10 protein-coding genes are annotated in these 19,091 nt (G+C 39.7%); 2 read left to right on the plus strand and 8 right to left on the minus strand.

Annotation, left to right across the window (positions count from 1 at the left end; translation table 11 throughout):
* Positions 1-454: 454 nt before the first annotated feature.
* From JL001_RS22485 to JL001_RS22515, 7 genes are all read right to left on the minus strand, one after another.
* Positions 455-3,859, minus strand: coding sequence for an efflux RND transporter permease subunit (locus tag JL001_RS22485; RefSeq protein ID WP_200980101.1), 3,405 nt, complete (start codon positions 3,857-3,859; stop codon positions 455-457).
* Between the two features lie 2 nt (positions 3,860-3,861).
* Positions 3,862-5,022, minus strand: a complete 1,161-nt coding sequence (locus JL001_RS22490) for an efflux RND transporter periplasmic adaptor subunit (protein ID WP_236252947.1) — start codon at positions 5,020-5,022, stop codon at positions 3,862-3,864.
* Positions 5,019-6,374: a TolC family protein gene (locus JL001_RS22495; RefSeq protein ID WP_200980102.1), complete on the minus strand. Its 1,356-nt coding sequence runs from the start codon at positions 6,372-6,374 to the stop codon at positions 5,019-5,021. Before JL001_RS22495 ends, JL001_RS22490 begins: the two co-directional genes overlap by 4 nt.
* A 3-nt stretch (positions 6,375-6,377) precedes the next feature.
* Entirely contained in the window at positions 6,378-6,983 is a 606-nt protein-coding gene (locus tag JL001_RS22500; RefSeq protein ID WP_200980103.1) for a TetR/AcrR family transcriptional regulator, read from the minus strand.
* 296 nt (positions 6,984-7,279) lie between these two features.
* On the minus strand, positions 7,280-8,164 hold the full coding sequence (locus JL001_RS22505; protein ID WP_200980104.1) for a hypothetical protein: 885 nt from the start codon (positions 8,162-8,164) through the stop codon (positions 7,280-7,282).
* Between the two features lie 51 nt (positions 8,165-8,215).
* Positions 8,216-9,280 (minus strand): DUF1214 domain-containing protein, encoded by a 1,065-nt coding sequence (locus JL001_RS22510; protein WP_200980105.1) that lies wholly within the window; start codon positions 9,278-9,280, stop codon positions 8,216-8,218.
* 13 nt (positions 9,281-9,293) lie between these two features.
* On the minus strand, positions 9,294-10,862 hold the full coding sequence (locus JL001_RS22515) for a DUF1254 domain-containing protein (protein WP_200980106.1): 1,569 nt from the start codon (positions 10,860-10,862) through the stop codon (positions 9,294-9,296).
* A gap of 1,126 nt (positions 10,863-11,988) precedes the next feature.
* On the opposite strand from JL001_RS22515, the gene JL001_RS22520 reads away from it, so the two are divergent.
* Positions 11,989-13,629 carry a discoidin domain-containing protein gene (locus JL001_RS22520; protein ID WP_200980107.1) on the plus strand — a complete coding sequence of 547 codons (1,641 nt, stop codon included), beginning with the start codon at positions 11,989-11,991 and terminating at the stop codon, positions 13,627-13,629.
* A 548-nt stretch (positions 13,630-14,177) separates the two neighbouring features.
* The gene (locus tag JL001_RS22525; RefSeq protein WP_200980108.1) at positions 14,178-16,700 is read left to right on the plus strand and encodes a DNA-binding transcriptional activator; all 2,523 of its coding nucleotides are present in this window, start codon (positions 14,178-14,180) and stop codon (positions 16,698-16,700) included.
* Between the two features lie 19 nt (positions 16,701-16,719).
* On the opposite strand, the gene JL001_RS22530 is transcribed toward JL001_RS22525, so the two are convergent.
* A complete protein-coding gene (locus tag JL001_RS22530) occupies positions 16,720-18,924 on the minus strand; it encodes a hypothetical protein (protein ID WP_200980109.1) in 2,205 nt (734 codons plus the stop codon).
* Positions 18,925-19,091 lie beyond the last annotated feature (167 nt).

Consider the following 19,091-nt stretch of genomic DNA (forward strand, 5'->3'; position numbering starts at 1 on the left):
GAGAGGCATCCTAAGGATGCCTCTCTTGTTTCATCCAGTAATAACAGCCTAAATAGACTAAGATTTTTCTACAGTCAATACATCTTTCTCTTTACCTTAATTTAGGAATATTATTTCTCCCAGCTTTAATTGATTACGATGGAAACCACAAATAATAGTGGATGGAAGCTCGTCGAAGTTTAAAAACTAAAAGTGGATCAAATAAAAGTTCTGGGGGAGTAATTCAAGTATAAACTTTGTTATCCCCAACCCTGAATTTATTTTAAACCACAAATGAATATTAGGTCAAACCAGCTTTGATTAGCTAGTATTCTTATCTTTTCAACCTTTCAGTTTGACAACTACAATTCTATTCATTGAATGATTGTACCCTATAAAATAAAAACCTCCGAGACATTGCCCCGGAGGTTTTAACACTTAAAAAACCACCAACCTTTAAATAAATCTACATAAACTATTTTTTGCGAATAGCTATATTGATCTTATCTGCCAATAAATACATGACAGGTACTATTACTAACGTCAAAAAGGTTGCAAAGGTTAGACCAAATATTACAGTCCAAGCCATTGGCCCCCAAAAATCTGCATTATCACCTCCTACATAAAACTGAGGATCAAATGATGATAGTAATGTAAAGAAGTCAATATTCATTCCTATCGCCATTGGAATCAATCCCAAAATGGTTGTAATCGCTGTCAGCAACACGGGGCGAAGACGGGTTTTACCTCCTTCTACTATACTTCCCACCACCTCACTGTATGGCAAATGATCATCAGGATCTATGTTCAATTCAGCACGTCTACGCTGCCTTACGAGATTGGTATAGTCAATCAACACAATTGCATTGTTTACCACGACCCCTGCCAGTGAGATAATTCCAATACCAGTCATGATCACTACGAAGTCCATATTGAAAATGGAAAGCCCCAAGAATACACCAATGGTACTCAAAAGAACTGAACACATGATAATGAAAGGTGTCATCAGGGAATTAAACTGTGCCACAATGATCAAGAAGATGGCCGCCACCGCAATAATCATCGCGTTCATCAAGAAAGCCATTGACTTGGCCTGCTCCTCTTGCTCTCCGGTAAACTTCAGGTCTATACCGTCCGGTAATTCATAATCTGAAAGTAAGGTCTTGATTCTCTCCACAATTTCATTGGCATTGTAGCCTTCATCCACATTCGAATAAATTGTAATCACCTTATCCAAATCTTTTCTCTTTACCGAACCATAGGTAGAACTGTACTCCACATCGGCCACAGAGGTAATTGGAATATTGCGACGGTTACCAAATTTATCCATGAAGAAAATCTTCTTGTTGACCAAAGCATCCACGTCATAACGGTACTTGTCTGCCAATCTCAACTCAATAGGATAATCATCTTCACCTTCTTTGTATTTAGAAACTTCAAACCCAAACAGTGCGGTTCTTAATTCATTGGCAATCGTATAGGTGGAAAGTCCAAACCTTCTGGCTTTGTCCCTGTCAATGTTTACTATCAATTCCGGCTTGCCTGTTTCCAAATCCATCTTCAATTCTTCAATACCTTGGATATTGGCTGCATTGATAAACTCGCGGATATTCTCCACTTCTCCCACTAGCTGATCATAATCTTCCCCACTGACCTCGATATTGATCGGCTTGCCTACTGGTGGACCATTTTGCTCCTTATCAACAGTGATTTGAACACCTGGGTATTTGGCCATGGCCTCACGAAGCTCCTGCATGATCTCGGAAGTATTCTTGCCATTTCTGTATTGATATTCCACAAAACTCACCGTCAACATTGCCTTATGGGGTGTCACGCCCATACTTGGTCCCTCAGAAGGATCACTGGTTCCCTCTCCTACCTGAGCAATAAATGCTTCCACAATATCTCGATGTGGCTCGATCATTTTGATTACCTCATCCTCAACTTTCTTACTGAAGCTATTAGTTGCCTCAATGTCGGTACCTATAGGGTATTCAATAAAGATATTAATGTAATTTGGATCACTGCTTGGGAAAAACTCCACTTGTGGGGCCCTTACCATCAAAAGTCCCAAAGACAAAATCAATACCCCAAACATTCCAAAAAAGAAAGCATATGGCTTTCTACCTGATAAGGCAAAACTTAGTGTTTTCTCATATCCTTCTTCTAGCTTCACCAAGAATACAACCTGGAACCATCGGATAGCCTTCTTCATAAACAAGGCGTTCATCAATGTAATCAAGGTGGCCAAAAGCAGAATATTGGCTACGGTATATATTCTAAGAACATAGCAAATCGCAGCAATGGTCAACAAAGTTCCTGCGATAACAAAGGATCTTCTTTTCGGCTTGACATTGTCCAGATTTTGGATTTTCATATACATAGCCGTAACCACTGGATTGATCACCAAACCTACAAACAAGGAAGATGACAATACAATGATCAAGGTTATCGGCAAATACTTCATAAACTCGCCCATAATACCCTGCCAGAAAGCCAATGGCACAAAGGCAGCTACTGTGGTAGCCGTGGAAGTAATGATTGGCCAAGCCACTTCACCCACTCCTTCTTTAGCTGCTACGATAGGTGACTTACCTTCTTGCATCAATCGGTAGATATTCTCTACTACCACAATTCCATTGTCCACCAACATCCCTAGGGCTAGAATCATGGAGAAAAGCACCATCATGTTAAGCGTCACCCCAAAGGCATTCAGTACCATAAAGGAGATAAACATGGAGAGAGGAATGGCTATTCCTACAAAGAGTGCGTTCCTGAATCCTAAGAAGAACATCAACACCAAAATCACCAAAATCACCCCAGAAATAATACTGTTTTCCAAGTTGGCCACCATGCTTCGGGTAAACTTGGACTGGTCATTCGTAATACTCACTTTCAGGTCTGACGGAAAATGGTTGGCCTTAGCTTCTTCAATGATCTCCTTGATCTTATCACTCGCATCCAAAAGGTTTTCTCCTCCTCTTTTAACCACGTTCACGGTCACTACTGGCAGTTTAGATGCCCTGGCATAACTTTCCCTCTCCTTATAAGTGTCCTTTACTGTTGCAACATCCTTGAGGTAAACAATATTGTTACCTTCATTTTTAACGATGATATCATTCAGCTCGGAGGGATCATTAAATTCACCTGTCACCCTTAAAGCTCTTCTAAAATCACCACTCAAAATATTACCACCTGAAATGGTAACATTCTCCGCAGATATGGCGTCTGAAATATCTCCAAAGCTTACTTCCATGGCTTCCATCTTGAAAAGGTCCGCATCCACACGAATCTCTCTGTCAATGGTTCCTGTAAGATCTGCCTTGGAAATTTCAGGCAAAGCTTCGATTTCATCTTCCAGGTACTCCCCAAACTCCTTCAACTCTTCCTGGGAATAATTCCCGGAAAGGTTCACAAACATGATTGGCATTTCTGAGAAGTCAAGCTCAAAGATGTTTGGATCTTGGTCTAGGTCAGTAGGCAACTCACTCTTGGACTTATCGACTGCATCCTTTACATCCTGCAAAGCCCTTGAGATATCTACATTGGGGTTAAACTCTATGATAATAGTGGAATAATCCTGAATGGATGTTGAGTTGATCTTCTTGACATCCTTAAGTGACTTAAGCTCCTTTTCTATGGGCCTAGTGATCAGGTTTTCCATATCCACAGGTGAGTTACCCGGATAACTGGTTCCTACGTAAACGGTAGGGATTACAATCTCTGGAAAACTCTCCTTGGGCATTGTCGTGTAAGCATTCAAGCCCATGAAGGTAATGATCAGGGCAAGAATAATTACACTGGTCTTGTTATCAACCGAAAGAGAGGACAGACCAAATTCCCTGGAAACTTTCTTATTATTTGGTTGCTGATCAGACATAATTAATTTTCAACAATTTGAACTTTAGAACCATCTGCTACTTCCCTAAAACCCTTCTCAATTATCGCTTCTCCCCCTTTTAGGCCTTCTTTGATTTCCGACACATGCTCATAGGTCTCTCCTTTAGAAACATATTGTTTTTTAGCTGTGTTGTTATCCACCACATAGACATACTCCCCTTTATTATCCCTTTGGATAAGGTTGGTAGGTACAGTCACGGCGTCTTGATTTTGGTAGTCCTTGATGCGCAAAACTGAAACCATATTCGGCTTAACATGTTTCAGTTTAGGCAAAAACACCTCTACTTTGAAGGTTCGGTTATCGGGATTGATAATCGCACCCACTGCTGTTACTTTGGTGTCTATCTCTCTATTTAGAGAAGGGAATTCCACCTGAACAGAATCTCCTCTTTCCAATACTCCTACGTAACTCTCGGAGATATCACCTTCTATATACAGGTCACTTTCCCCGACGAAATTGATGATAGGCATGCCCGGTTGTACCAACTCTCCCAAACGAACAGTAACCTCTTCAATCGTTCCGTCAAAAGGAGCTGTAATGGTTGCCTTTCCTTTTTGTGTCTTCAAGGAAGCCAAGTTTTTCTCCAAGGTCTCTTTCCTGTTCTTGCTCTCTAAATATTGTACTTCCGTACCGATTTGCTTGTCCCAAAGTCGCTTTTGTTTTTCATAAAGGATATTGGCCAACTCCAATTGCTTCTCCAACTCATCGATACTGTTGTCCACAGACTCCGCATCGATCCTTGCCAGCACCTCTCCTTTGGAGACATGCATGCCTTCCATGGCTTTGATCTCCTCCACTCTACCAGAAACTTCAGCACTGATATTGACATTCTTTTTTGAAAGGACAGAACCTGTAACTTCCACATAATGCTCAAATGGCTGTTTTTGGGATTTCACGGTTGTAATTAGCACGGACTTTCTGTTTTGCTTCGCAAAAGTGGTATCCATGGCCGATATCTCCTTCTCAAGGGCTTCGATCTTAACTTTTAGATCGTGGTATTCTGTTTTGGCTGTAGCCAATTCTGCTTTCTTTTCAGCCAGCTCATCAGGCTGTTCGCAAGAAAAAGTCAATGCAGCCAATGCCACCAATGGTAATTTGGAAAAGGTTTTCATGTCTATATTGGGGTAAATGTATTTTTTCATCTTAATATTCCTAAAGCTTTTTCAAGGTCTACTTTCGCAATCAAAGCATCATATAAAGCACTGTAATAGTTTATCTCTGCCTCTTTCAGATCAGAATCTGCCTCCACAACTTCTAGGTTGGAACCTACACCTTCTTGGTATTTGATGCGGGCAATATTATAAACTTCAGTGGCCAACTCCATGTTTTCCCTTTGTACATCAAGGGTCCTTAAGTTGTTTTGCAGTGTGGTTCTGGCCTGGAATCTTTCCACTTCTATATTATCATCCAACATGACCATTTGATTTTCGATTTGCTCTAGCTGTATCCTGTTCTGTTGGATGCGTTTGCTCTTGGCCAATCCATCAAAAATGGGAAGCTTAAGGCTTAAACCAAGGAATGCACCGGTAAACCAATTATCTCCATCCCAAAGAGTGTTGAACTGCTGTCCGGCTCCATTTCTTTGGTAGGTAAAATTGGCATCAATGCTTGGCAGGTATTGTACCGTATTGTTTTTGAGATCCAGTTTCACCAATTCCCAATTGGTCTTCAGTTGGTCCATCTCCACTCTCCTATAACCGTTATTTTGCAACAAGCTGCTAATCTCTTCTGGTTTGTTCAGGTCTCTCAGTGTTTGTGTAATCTCGATTTCATATTCAAGGGGAAGTCCCATCTGCACTTTCAGCAACTGCTTGCTGATCACTGTAGCTGCATTGATCTTGTCCAGTTCAGTTTCGATATTATTGAGCTGCACCTTGATTCTGGAAACATCGATTTTTTCGGCAAAACCTTCCTCATAAAGGGCCTCTGTTTCCCTGTACAAGGAATCAATTCTAGCTTGGTTGGCCTCAGCCAATTCCTTTCGCTCTTCGTTTACCAAGACGGTAAAAAAAGCTTTTTTCACACTTTCAATGACATCATTCTCAGTCTTCTCCTTATCAAATTCACTGAGTAACCTGTATGTCTTAGCAGCCTTTAAACCTACAAAATAAGACCCATCAAAAATCATCTGGGTAACCGTAACTCCCAATCCACTTTGATAATTAACACCAAACTGCACTGGCAATACATCTGATGGATTGTCAGGGTCTGCAAACGGTCCTTCATTGGGAAGGAACATTACCGGAATGGCGACGTTTTTGGTAAAGTCAAACGTACCGTTGATTTGGGGCAGGCCTTGAGCAACCTGCTCTCCCACTGAGGCCTTCGAGGCAAAAGTCTCCAGTAGGGCATTTTTAGCGTCTGCATTGTTCTCCAATGCATATTGAACACTTTCTTCCAAAGTAAGCTCCAACACTTCCTGCGCATAGGTCGGCCTCGAAAAAAGACAGATCAGTATTGCTCCAAGAAGGGAGAATCTGGTTTTTAAACTCATGAGTTAATCCTGATTATTGATTTTATAAAATAGTTCGCGTCCTTTATCTGTCAAAAGGCCATGGATAAAATGATCCATGATAGCCATCTGAACTTCTATAATATTAAACTTGGCCGGTGGAAATTTGGTCGGATCAAAAGTGCTGGAGATTTGTTCCAACCTTATCATGGCCAAAATATTCGAATCAATTTCCGGTCGGAAATACCCTTCTGCTTTTCCCTGATCAATGGTATCAGTGATGGTCTTGATGGCGCAGTTATGCTTGTAATGCTCAAAAAGCTGCCAACATTTTGGGTAGTATCGTTGAATTTCGCTAAAAACTAGCGGATTGATATTAGAAAACCGAGAACGAATGTACTTCGAAATTTCCACAAAATGCTCCAAAGCTCCATTGGACTCTTCATTAAGTTTGGTAAAGAATTCCTGGTCTTGCCTCATGCTATTTTCAAAAGTATTAAAAACAAGTTGCTCCTTGTCCTTAAACTCCTGATAAATCGTCTTTTTTGACATGCCGGCTGCCCGGGCTATATCATCCATCGTCACATACCTCACCCCCAGACGGGTAAAATGCTCCATGGCTACTTCTAGTATCTTTTCTCTCGTCTCCAAAATCAGCTAAGTCAATTTTCAATGACAAAACTCTGGAAACTTTATGAAACTTCAAAGTTTCCTTGGTTTTAATTTCCACCTTGATGCAAGCCCTATCCAAAAACCCACCAAACAATCAATCAACTGAAAATCAATTAGTTAAATAAATCCGCTTTGCTTTACCGTCTCATTAGCGAACAAAACCCTGTTCAAATTCGGTCACATGAGAACAATGACCTTTTTCAAACTTCAATTTTTCATAAAAGTTAATAGTCAAAAAAGTTCTAATTAGCCGATCAACAAGCTCAATCCACAATCTAAAAAATAACTTGAAATTGAAATACCGCTTGCCAAACACCTATGGCCTCAGGCTTTATTGTGTTATAGAAAAGTTGACCAGTGGCGCAGTAAAACAACGCTGATTTCCCTATTTGAAATGTCTTGCCAGCACCTCCACCAACTGGAAGCAACATTTGCTCCCCTTCGTCTGCCAGCCAATTATTGAGGATAGTCGCATTGCTTTCAAGAAACCAACCTTGGACTAAATTGTAATAGGTAAAATACTGTAGATTGAAACTGTTGACTTGGTTTGCCCCTTCTCCTCCAAGCGACCAATAGTTTTGCACGACAAAACCACCAGAAAACTTGTCACCGCTATGATTGAACAAAAATGATGGACCTAAACTCACTCGGTTACTGCCCAGGGCTGCGTTGGTGCGGGTGGGGATTTGAACAGCCGGCCCGATCCCCCAACTGACCTTTCCTTTTTTTTGTATAGAGGAAAAGTATCCGTTAAATAAGATATTGCCCATTCCTGAACTCCTCATGACATCATGTCCAGGCGATGATATGTCCATTATTGGAACGTGTGTCATCATGCCTGTGGCAGGAATCCCCTGAAAAGGGATAATGGTATATGTGATCAACTTAAGGTTATCTGATAGTTTAATTGGCCAAACAGGCTGGATAGAAAAAGAACTGGCCACACCATCACCCACTGGCATGAGAATTTCCTGCAAATAGACACTCCGTAATCCTGCCACGGGATCCTGACGTTTTTTGGCCATTTCTTCAACAGTCACTTGAACAGTAGTCTCCTGAGAATATCCAGAAATGTAATGGCTAAAAAACAATAGGACAAGTACAATATGCTTAATAGAAGAATAGCCCACCGAACAATTTACATTAACTGAAAAATCCACACTATGAGGCAGTTTAAGGTAAAAATTGTGTTAGATAGATTTTCTAAAACACTACTGTAATTCAGGGAGTTTGTATTCACCACTGATCACAGATTCTCCTGGCATATATACTCTAAAGCAAATCCAAAATGGTTTAGAAGGAACCAAGAGTTTGTTGGTGTATTCCATATCTTCAAATTGCTCCTTGGGCACATAATACATATCAAAGGTTTTTCCATCCGGGTTCAGTTTGATTTCGGTATTGCTGATAGTAGAGCCTTTGTCCGTCTTCAGGTATTGGTCTGCTCCATAAATCGTGATAGAATAAAAACCCAACTCAGGATCTTTCATTTCAGGAACTGGATAGGTCGCTTTATAAATTTTGCCCTCTTCCAAGTCGTATTGGGCGGTAAGGTACTGTGCATCTTTGTCCGGCAGGAGCCCAGTAGCTATAGACACTCCTCTGTTTCGGTCTTCTAGCGATACGGGAGCTGAAATAGTACCCATCGTTCCCTGAACACCTTCATTCTTGGCAATATCCACATAGGTGGAAAGTAGTTTCTTAAACTCTTCCATGTTCCAGCTAGTGACCTGAAAAGACTTCGGCTGATAACCATTTAGATATTCCAACTGCAATTGATCTTGATAATCATTTACTTTCTTGATATCATCTGGATCGTTCGGATTGACCTGCATCCGCACATTGGCCCAGAAAAAATCACTGGTTTTGGACGCTGGAATCACATAACGCCCCGGACCATACAGCACATCCACCGTAATATGGTCATGATTGACCACATGAAGTGACATATATCGACCATCATTTTCTGGCAATGTGATGGCCACATCCCCTCCGCCATCCAAGATAGCAAAGGAATAATCCGTATCACGGTTCATCAATGGTGCAGGTTGCTCATCCAATGGCATAGGTTTACGGTGATGGTTCCAAGTATTGTCGGCTCCCTGAACAAATTCCTTTTGCATCGCCAAATCTGCCATGGCCTGCGCAAAATTTTCCTTGGTAACAGCTACTGTTGAGTCCGATATAATAGCTATTTTTTCATCTGCTTCTTTTTTTTGTTGCTGACAAGCAAACATTAATAGAGTCGTCAATAGGGATAAGAATATTCTTTTCATCACATTAAATATTTTATTGCTTGTTTCCTTTATTCACCAATTCAAAGTCACCAGGCTTGTAACTTCTGTCGAAGAAAGCTTCCTCCGGCCCATAGAAGCGGAACAGGCTGAACCAACCCCTTCCTGGTGCTGTTTTGATAAAATTAGGTTTGTCGTCTGGATTATCAGGTCCGATAAAGAAGGTTACTGAACCATCTTCATTTTCAACCAGTTCATTCATAGTATTTAAGGAAGGATAAGCCTGTCCTTCAGCATCTACTCCTGCTGCCGTTTCCGCATCATAAAGTGTAAGTGACGTAAATAATTTGGCAGGCATATTAGCAGGAAAGGTGATCTCATAACTATTCTCCCCCATCAAAAAGTTACCATCGCTATCTTTGTAAGCATTGCCATATTTTGCACCCAAACCTACAATAGACGACATCATCCCTGTACTGATCGAATAGTGGTTGATGTACATATGTGCTTTGGCATTTACATCGGTATGGTCTGTCTCTCGATTCCTAAACTCCTCATCTAGCAATGTATGCATAAAATCGTCCAGCTCCGTATGTGCATGAGCTACCCATTTCCGGTCGTTCCACCAAAGCCCGTCCTCTTCTTGATCGAAGTTAGCCGCAATATTTTTCGCCATTTTCCAGGCAGTTTCTGCTGCTTTATCCAATATGTCCTTTTGTTTTTCAGTAGGAGCGAATTCCTTTCCTTTACTTATTCCTAATGCGGCCATCATCCCGTGCATATAAGGATCAACATCATCCACTCGGTCACTTTGGATGAATCGGTTAAGCATTTCAAAGTAGGAAAAGTCATGAGCAAAGAGCGCGTAGGAATCCACATCAGAGGCATGCTGAAAGTCCATAGGCTTGGCTTCCCCTTCCAATGGGTAAATCTTGATACCTTCGACAGCCTGAACACCAGGTTCTAGGTTATCAACAGATTGAAAAAAACCTCTCTGGAAGATGAAGACTCCATTTGTCTTGCTGGTATAGAGATAATAGCCATCGGGAACATCTCCTTCATAACCTTCTGGCACAATAAGGTACTTCCCTCCCTTTCCCCTGTCAGGTCCTGGAAAACCAATATCACCTAAAAAACGAGTTCCATCCGGTTTCTCTGGTCCTTCCAAAGGACGGTGCCAATAATCATCCAATAGCCCCTGTAACATGGGTGGTACATCCAATACAAGAGGGCCAGTTTTACTCAAATCGGCAAAACCTAGTGCATAGATTACATCTGAATTTGGAGTCGTAATGATAGTCTTTGGTTTTAGTCTTTTTTCAAAAACAGAAACCACATTATAACCTTCCCCAAAAGTCTTTCCCAAGCCTTCTTTCATGGCGTACATGTTTACTGCAGGCAAAGCCCATAAATACACCTGTGTGGCTCTTTGGAAATACAGTTCATCATCCAAGCTACTGGATGTCTCACCTTCTGGGTAGCCACCTTCAAAAGGCAAGCTGGCCAAAGTTTCATATCGGCTTTCTAGCCCTTTATCGCTAAGCGATTGTTTATCTATCGTGTTGGGTTGGTTGCATGCTGCTAGCATTAACAATGATAACAAAGCACTTAATCCTTTTTTCATAGCTATTTATCTGATTACGTTCAGTTGTTATTTTATGAGTTTTCATCATCAAGATTGGATACAAATACCTGTATTTTAATGTATAGCACTGTAGAGGAAGAAATGAATTCTATTGATCAAAAAACTACGCTGTCGTTCACATGATTAAATTTGAAAATTTGCTCTTAGGAATAAAAATTTAATCATAACAGGTTTGCCAAAAATCCTGTTACAGGAAACAAATTCAGAAATATTTGGCAAATCATTTGACCAAAAAAATCAAATACTTAAAAATCAAACCAATAAAAACATAATAATTATTCGAAAAACACAATAAAAATAGCACCCAATTATCCGCCTGCTTACCAATAGGATCATTTTCTTAAGGTACTATCAAAATCAAGCAAACAAGTCACAAAGAATCTACTTATTTATACCTGCTCGTTCTGGGGAAAACAATTTATGGATTTAAAGCTACTGGCATATTTACAGATGCACATTAAGTTTTAAAGATTAAAAAAACATAAAACAATATTTCTTTCAGTGACTTCCTTCTCTATTTTATCAACCATTCCTCAATAAAAAACATTGCATTTCGTGATGGTATAAAACATTTGGTTTTTTCAAATCATCATCAAGTTTCAAGTCAATTAGTATTAGTAAACGTGGCCTGATGACTCATTTCTATTATTCTTTGTCACAATTGACATAGTTTTAAAAGCAATCGCATTCACCAACCTATCAGTCATAACCAAATGTAGTTCGTATATAAGATTTTATTTTTGATTTCGAAACACAAATTTTATCTTTTATTTCTTTTGAATTTACTAATCTTTAAATTATTATTAACTAAATTTTCATAATCGTTCCAATTTATTATGTTTCGTTTCCATTTAGTTTAAATGGTCAATTAAGAAACTCTAATCTAATTTGATCTTTGATGAAATTTTCATTTTTAGATTGACCTTTAGTATATACCGCAAATCAAAGTCGTCCTTTAGAAAATCCTTCTAAAACACAGGCTATCATCTATTATAACACAATATCTTTTAACAATGGCTCAGCACGTCCTAGCTACTATGGAAAAAGATGGAATTGCATTTTTAATTAAGAAACCTTAAATCAATTTTCACCATAACGACTAACTATGAAAAACCTATGTTTTTTATTGGCCCTTATTGGGTTTGCTTGCACAGAACAAATCGAACCAGATTCTCCCATTGTAGAGGATGATGAAAAAGTTGAATCAGTTCTAAACCTGGAAGATGACTACACAGAAGACCCAAACGACTCTTGGACGGTCAACAAGACCAACCAATACGCTTTGAATGTGGTGTTTTTCTTACCAACAGATAACACCCTTAGCATTGGAGAGGCTCAAAAAGTAAGTGACATGATGCTATATATCCAAGATTGGTATGAAATGGGTATGATAGAAAATGGTTTTAACAAGACTTTTGGTTTGATGACCAACCAAGATGATGAAGTCCGAATCATCGTGGTGAATGGTTCGGATGACTCCGACTATTTCAGCAGTAATAACTCACAAGTAAAAAACGAAGTTGAAGCATTTTTCAACAATAACCCAAGTTTAAAAACCAGTGAACATGTATTGGTTTTGGGACATTCAGGGAGCGGAGTTCCTTTTTATGGTTTAGGGAAGTATTGCTTTGCCACCTCTTCGGATTTCACACTTTCTTCTTCTGGCAAAACCAGGAATGGATTCTCATTAATGAGTGCGGACAAATTGGGAGGAATCATGCATGAACTTGCTCATGGCTTGAACTTACCCCATAACACCCATACTGCAAGCGACCTTCCTGACATCTCCTTGATGTCCTTTGGGAACCATACCTATGAAGGTGGTGATGAGGACTTGGTCTACCTCACAGCTGCTGACGCTAGTATTTTGAACAACAATCAAGTTTTTAATCAAACCAATAACAGTATTTCCTATTATTCAGGCACATCTGCTTATAATTTAGACACTTATTCCGTTTCCAAAAACTCATCCACCTCCAGTATTGATATCAGTGGTGATATTGTTTCTGACACTGAGATTGCCGCAGTATTTGTGGGACATGACGGGCTGCCTTTTGGCGGAGGAAACAATTATGACAAAATCACTTATTCCCAAAACTTTAGTGGCCCAAGTTCAGGCAATGTCTATTCATTTAGCTTAACTACGCCCTACTCGGACCTATTCAATGGCTATAAAGATGATAAGAAAGACTCCATGCAACTGGCACTACATGTGGTTTACAAAAATGGAACAGTAAGTCAAATAAAAAATCTGGAATACGGCATAGACCTTGCGACTGAGATTCCTGATGACAATGTCAACTATTATTATGAAGCTCACGATTATTCTGATCGATCAGCATGGACGCTCACAATGAGTTCTCAACCCAGTACAATCTCAAACATTCTTGATGGTAATCAGAGTACCTTTTGGCATTCCCAATACCCTTGGAGATTCACTGAAAAACCTCCACATGAAGCTGTAGTGGATATGGGACAATCCCAATCTTTTGATGGAGTATATATTTACTCAAACAGAGGGTATAATGAATTCCGTCCTAAACATCTTGAGGTATTCATCAGTCAAGATGGGACTACTTGGTCAAGCGAAAAAACAGTCAGTATAGCAAGTAATGCAGAAGCAGAGGAAATATCGATCCTTTTTGACAATGCAGTAAACGCTCGTTATTTCAAAATTGTAGTGGACGAGATTTGGACCTGGAATGGAGTGGACAATATGATCATCAACGAGATCGATATTTTGTAAAGTTAAGTTATTCAAAATAATCACTATTTTAAGCCCTGCTGAAGACAGTCTTCTGTCCTATGCAGGGCTTTTTGTTTCTTTCGAAAGAACATCAATATGATTAGCTATCAGATGAGTACCTTCAAATAGCCTTTATAAACATATTTGAAAAAGCATTTGTATCAAATTTTCGAAAATTCTACTTTTGAATGATAAAAAAAATATAAACTTCAGACGTAAGCTTCCTTTTGAATCCTAATTTATAGAATTTCAGCATTCCTATTTGCCCATACACCTAAAAGTGATCTTGAAGCTATTTGAAAAAACAAATTGACACCTTGAGTAAGAGATGAGGAGGAACTGTTCATTGAGAGCAAGATAGAATCATGACAGGCATTATTGAGATAAGTAAGTGATCAGCTATTCAATCGAAGTAGAGTTGATCTTTAGATTTGAAATTTCTATGTGATTTAGTGAAACAACAAACTGTTTTTTTTATTTACCGGGGATAGAAAATATTCAAATAATATGACCATCCCCAAACATGAGTTTGATTAATAATTTACCCGATGCTTCTATTTACTAAAATTCACCTATTCCTTTCCTTAATTTTTGGTTTTACTTTGCCACAGGCTTCCTTTACTGGAGGTCTAAAATTTTATGGCAACGAAGAAGCGATAGACCAGCGTACCTCCTATGATATTTTTGGGGAGCACGAAGTGGAATTTTCTGACCATTTTACCATTGACTTTAGCCTATCCTTAAGTCCTGTCGATGAAATAGGATATATCCTCAGAATAAAGAATAGTGTAAACAGAAGAATTTTTAATTTATTCTATGACAGTCAGGGAGATCGCATTGTCTTTAAGTTTAATGAGGAAGGGAAAAGCAATCTCATTGTGGCCACTATGGACAAAGACCAGTTGTTTAAAAAGCAATGGTTTGAGATGAAAATCTCATTTGATCTAAAAGCGGATTCAATAAGTCTGTCCATCGATAATGAAACATTTTCGGCCAAAAAACAGCATTTAGATGATACTTATCTTCCTAAGATTCTTTTTGGGAAAAGTGATCACATCATTGATGTACCTGCTTTTGCCATCAAAAACTTATCCGTTGTAGGAGAGGAAACCTATAGCTTTCCCTTATATGAAAATGAGGGTAATGTAGTCCATGATAAAGATGGAAATCCTTACGGCAAGGTGATCAATCCTGATTGGCTGAAGAATTATGCCTATTTCTGGAAACATCAAGTTTCCTTTAGTTCAGCATCTGTAGCGGGAGCAAATTATAATCCCCAAAAGAAGGAAATATACTATTATAACCAAGATTCTATTTGGAGATATAATGTACAGACAGGCCAAACTGATCTCGAGGTATTTGACCAGAAAAGCCCTGTCAAACTTATCTTGGGCACTAACTTCATCGATACATTAGAAAATAGATTATATACCTATGAGGTGTATTATGACAAACCTTATGAAGGGCCAACTGTCGCAAGTCTCGATCTTGATAACTATCAGTGGACTGAAGAAAGCTATGAACAACTTCCAACCCAACTCCATCACCATGGGTCTTATATAGACCAATCCAACTCCCAATACAGTATTTTCGGAGGTTTTGGGAATATGAAATATAGCAAGAACTTCTTTACATTCGATTTGGAACAAAAAGCATGGAAAGTGGAAGAGGGCTTTACTGGTGATGTAATTTCTCCACGCTACTTCTCCTCAGTTGGTTACCAACCAGAAAACAACAGCGTATATGTTTTGGGAGGGATGGGAAATGAGTCTGGGGACCAATCTGTTGGAAGGAAATACTACTATGATCTCTATCGCATAGATATGGACACCAAAGATGTCACCAAACTTTGGGAGATTCCATGGGATAAGGATAATGTCGTTCCCGTTCGGGGAATGGTCATATTAAATGACTCCAGTCTATATACACTTTGCTATCCTGAGCATTTTTCTGAATCCTATCTTCGTCTTTATCGATTTTCACTGATGGATGGGAGTTATGAGATATTAGGGGATTCCATTCCAATCCGATCGGATAAAATTACTACTAATGCCAACCTCTATTTTGACCAAGGGCTCAATAATCTTTTTGCGGTGGTTCAGGAGTTTGAGGATGACATTTCATCAGACCTAAAAATCTACTCTTTGGCATTTCCTGCTATTACAAAGGATGAGTTGTCGGATTTCCCAGAAAAACAAAATAGTAAAATTCCACTCCTTGTTCTTCTTCTTATAGGCGCTGGTGCTATAGGTTTTGGCTTCATTTTATATAGAAAGTTGAATCCTAAAGTGAATGGAGAGAAAGAAGAGCCTAAGGAAACATTGGAGCAGGTGGAAACTCCAAAAACCGGACATATTTTACGTCCCAACGCTATCTACCTGTTCGGGAATTTTATGGTTAGAGACTCGAAGAATAAGGATATTACCTATATGTTCAGTGCACAACTAAAACAGGTTTTTTGCCTTATTTTTCATTACAGTATCTCTGAGGATGGGATTACTTCACAGCATCTCAGCAACTTACTCTGGCCAGACAAACCAGCTGATAAGGTTAAAAACTCACGAGGAGTGACGATAAATAACCTACGTAAAACATTGAGCGAACTGGATGGAATAGAATTGGTCCACGAAAAAGGGCACTATAAAATAGTCCTTCATGAAGAAGCCTATTGTGATTACTTGAGGTGTTTGGAGATCATTTCTGCTCATGAAATAAATACGCATAGAGATGAGTTTGCAGGAATCGTCCACCGTGGTAAATTCTTGTATCTTTCGGATGATCCCTTGTTCGACTTGTTCAAAGAGGAAGCAGAAACCAATCTTGAACCAGTCTTGATACTGGAGGTGGAAAAAAGCTTTGCCAGCGAATCGTATCATGCTACGATTTCGCTGGCAGAAGCCCTTTTTAATATTGATCCTTTGAATGAAACCGCTTTGGTGTATCAAGTCAAAGCAATGTTGAGATTAGGCATGATAGAAGAATCCAAAATTGCCTATAGGACTTTTGTGATTGAGTACAAAAGAGTCACAGGCAAGGAATTTGGTCATTCTTATTCAAGTATCAGCTCGTAAGAAAGTACAGCGGTTTGGCTTACCATTTCAATTTCACATAAACTCCTTCAGGACTGTTTTCAAAGCTTAAGAAACAAGTTTTACTGGATTCATCCCAAGAGCTTTCTGCTTCTACAACCTTTCCTGTAGCATCTGTGATTGCTATGGTTTCTGCTTTTTTAGGTAAGAGGATCCTCATTACATTGGTTGTGTTCATTGGACTTTTGGCCACCAATGAGAACTCATTTTCATCCACATTCTCATCATAAATTCTAGCGGCAGTTGCCAAAACCTTTGGAGTTTGTGGATCCTTTACGCTTTCGATATTGTACAAAAACGCTTGTTCGCCTGGTTGCACTTGCTTTTCGTTTAGGACGGGAATTTCAGGATCAAACAAATCAATAAATTTCCCTTTGGCCGTATAAGGAGATTGATCTTCGTTTTCATTGACAACAGAAATGATTTCATAAGATCCTCTGGTCAAAGAGAAGTGGTTTTTGAATTCAAGCTTACCAGACTCGGTATCTTCATCATACAATTTCTTGATGGTGCTCACAAACTCAGCATCATTATTTTCCTCCAAAACAAATTCCTTAGGGTCTTGGCGAATAACCACTACTTTGCCTTGGCCATAATTGAATTCTCCTGCTTCAAATGGGGCTTTAAGTCCCAGTTTCTGAAATAAGTCATCGGAAGGAGCTTTGAAGTTGTTTCCATCCTTGTTCCACCAATCTTGAACAGTTTGGAATGGATCCTCATCCCTACCACAGTAAACCAAAACTCCTCCTTTTTCAACCCATTTTGCTATATGGTCATGTGCTTCCCTTTCCATTGGCTTCATATTGGAATAGGACATGATCAGGATGTTTACATCCTCCCAGGTTTTGGGAAAGGATACATTTTCTATATGAACTGTCTTGACTGGTACACCACGCTTAAGCAGCGGTAAGGCCTGTCCGTAGAAATTGGATAACTGTGGATCATCATAGCCCTGATGGGTAGGGAAGCGCTGAAACATCAGGGAATTGGACATCAGAATCCCTATCCCTTGAGAGCCACTCACTTTATTTTCTGAAAGTGGCATATCGTTCAATGTGTTAATCATCACTTGCATCTGGGTGGAATAAAAACGAGGAATTTGTTCTTTCTCATCGCTGTCTGCACTGGTTCTGTAAAGTCCTTCATAAATCCGATCAGGCCAAGGCATCACCTCATAATCTGCCACCATCGGATAGAGCAACTGTGCTGCAAAAGTGGCTTGATAATTTTTCTTATAATCGGCCCAGTCTCTTGGCCAATCTTCAATCGGATCGGTCAAGAAATATACTTTTCTTCCAGTGGGAGCGGTCATAGATTCCATTGAGCCATATTCCAAAAAGGCCGTTTCAAACACCCTTTCCTTTGCCTGACCATTGAAATAATTGGGTTCTCGTGAAGTGCCTGTCCATACCTGTGCAATGTAACCATCCACACTTGGCATAGAGGCCAAGCTTGCTTCCGGACTGACGATCATCCACTGGGAATAATTCACTAGTGAATGCGTAGGGACGTAGCAGCGGACTTCCATTCCTTTTGTTTTGCCATATTCTTTCGCATAGGAAAAACACTCCTCAACCGCTCTATAGTATAAGTGGTACTTCAGCTTATTGGATAAATAAGTATTTTCGGCAGATTCATGCTGAGGTCTCCAGTCAAAGCCATAATAATCCTTCCACTCTCTTTTGAAGGCTTCGCTATATCCGGATCTGGCCCAGAATTCAGGCTCCTCAAGATATATGGCGTCAATCCCAGCATCAATCACCCGTTTGATCACCTTTTCTTTCATGTATTCGATGAAATTCATAGACGGCACGATGTAGGGTACCATGCGCCCATGCCAAAGCGTATCGCCTTTCTGGGTAACTTGTCCTTCATCCAGGTGCCATTCACCATCCCATTCGCCGGTGAAATAATCTTGGTATTCACCCCAAGCGATTCCAGACATAAAATGGGTTGTATACCCTTTGTCACGCCACGTCTGGACACGTTCTTCAAAAGTCATATTGGCTTTTCCGTGATGGTCTTTTACACTATAGACAATTGCCACATCTGCCCTCACGTCTGTCACTGGCTTCCAGGGATTGGAAGTTTGAAATGCTGTTTTTTCTCGTTCTTGAATTTCTGGAGTATTTTGGTCTTGTGGAGGCTCGGCGCAAGCCTGAAATAGGAGAAGACCAAAGAGGTATCGTAAAGTAGTTTTTTGCATGGTTATCGAATATCTGATTTTACGCAATTATGCCAGTAAGTTTTAACGCACATCATCTTATCAGTTAAGAGGTGTTTCAGACAAAAAGCGTATTTAAAATAACTGTTCTTAAGCAATGGTTTAGGGGTTTGATTTCTATTTAAAAATCAAGAGAAAAGCCATCCGAC

It is taken from the genome of Echinicola sp. 20G, assembly GCF_015533855.1.
Lineage (GTDB): Bacteria > Bacteroidota > Bacteroidia > Cytophagales > Cyclobacteriaceae > Echinicola.

Coding starts and splice junctions, on each gene's coding strand:
- JL001_RS22485 (WP_200980101.1), bottom strand. CDS start 3,859: ATGTCTGATCAGCAACCAAATAATAAGAAAGTTTCCAGGGAATTTGGT.
- JL001_RS22490 (WP_236252947.1), bottom strand. CDS start 5,022: ATGAAAAAATACATTTACCCCAATATAGACATGAAAACCTTTTCCAAA.
- JL001_RS22495 (WP_200980102.1), bottom strand. CDS start 6,374: ATGAGTTTAAAAACCAGATTCTCCCTTCTTGGAGCAATACTGATCTGT.
- JL001_RS22510 (WP_200980105.1), bottom strand. CDS start 9,280: ATGAAAAGAATATTCTTATCCCTATTGACGACTCTATTAATGTTTGCT.
- JL001_RS22515 (WP_200980106.1), bottom strand. CDS start 10,862: ATGAAAAAAGGATTAAGTGCTTTGTTATCATTGTTAATGCTAGCAGCA.
- JL001_RS22520 (WP_200980107.1), top strand. CDS start 11,989: ATGAAAAACCTATGTTTTTTATTGGCCCTTATTGGGTTTGCTTGCACA.
- JL001_RS22525 (WP_200980108.1), top strand. CDS start 14,178: ATGCTTCTATTTACTAAAATTCACCTATTCCTTTCCTTAATTTTTGGT.
- JL001_RS22530 (WP_200980109.1), bottom strand. CDS start 18,924: ATGCAAAAAACTACTTTACGATACCTCTTTGGTCTTCTCCTATTTCAG.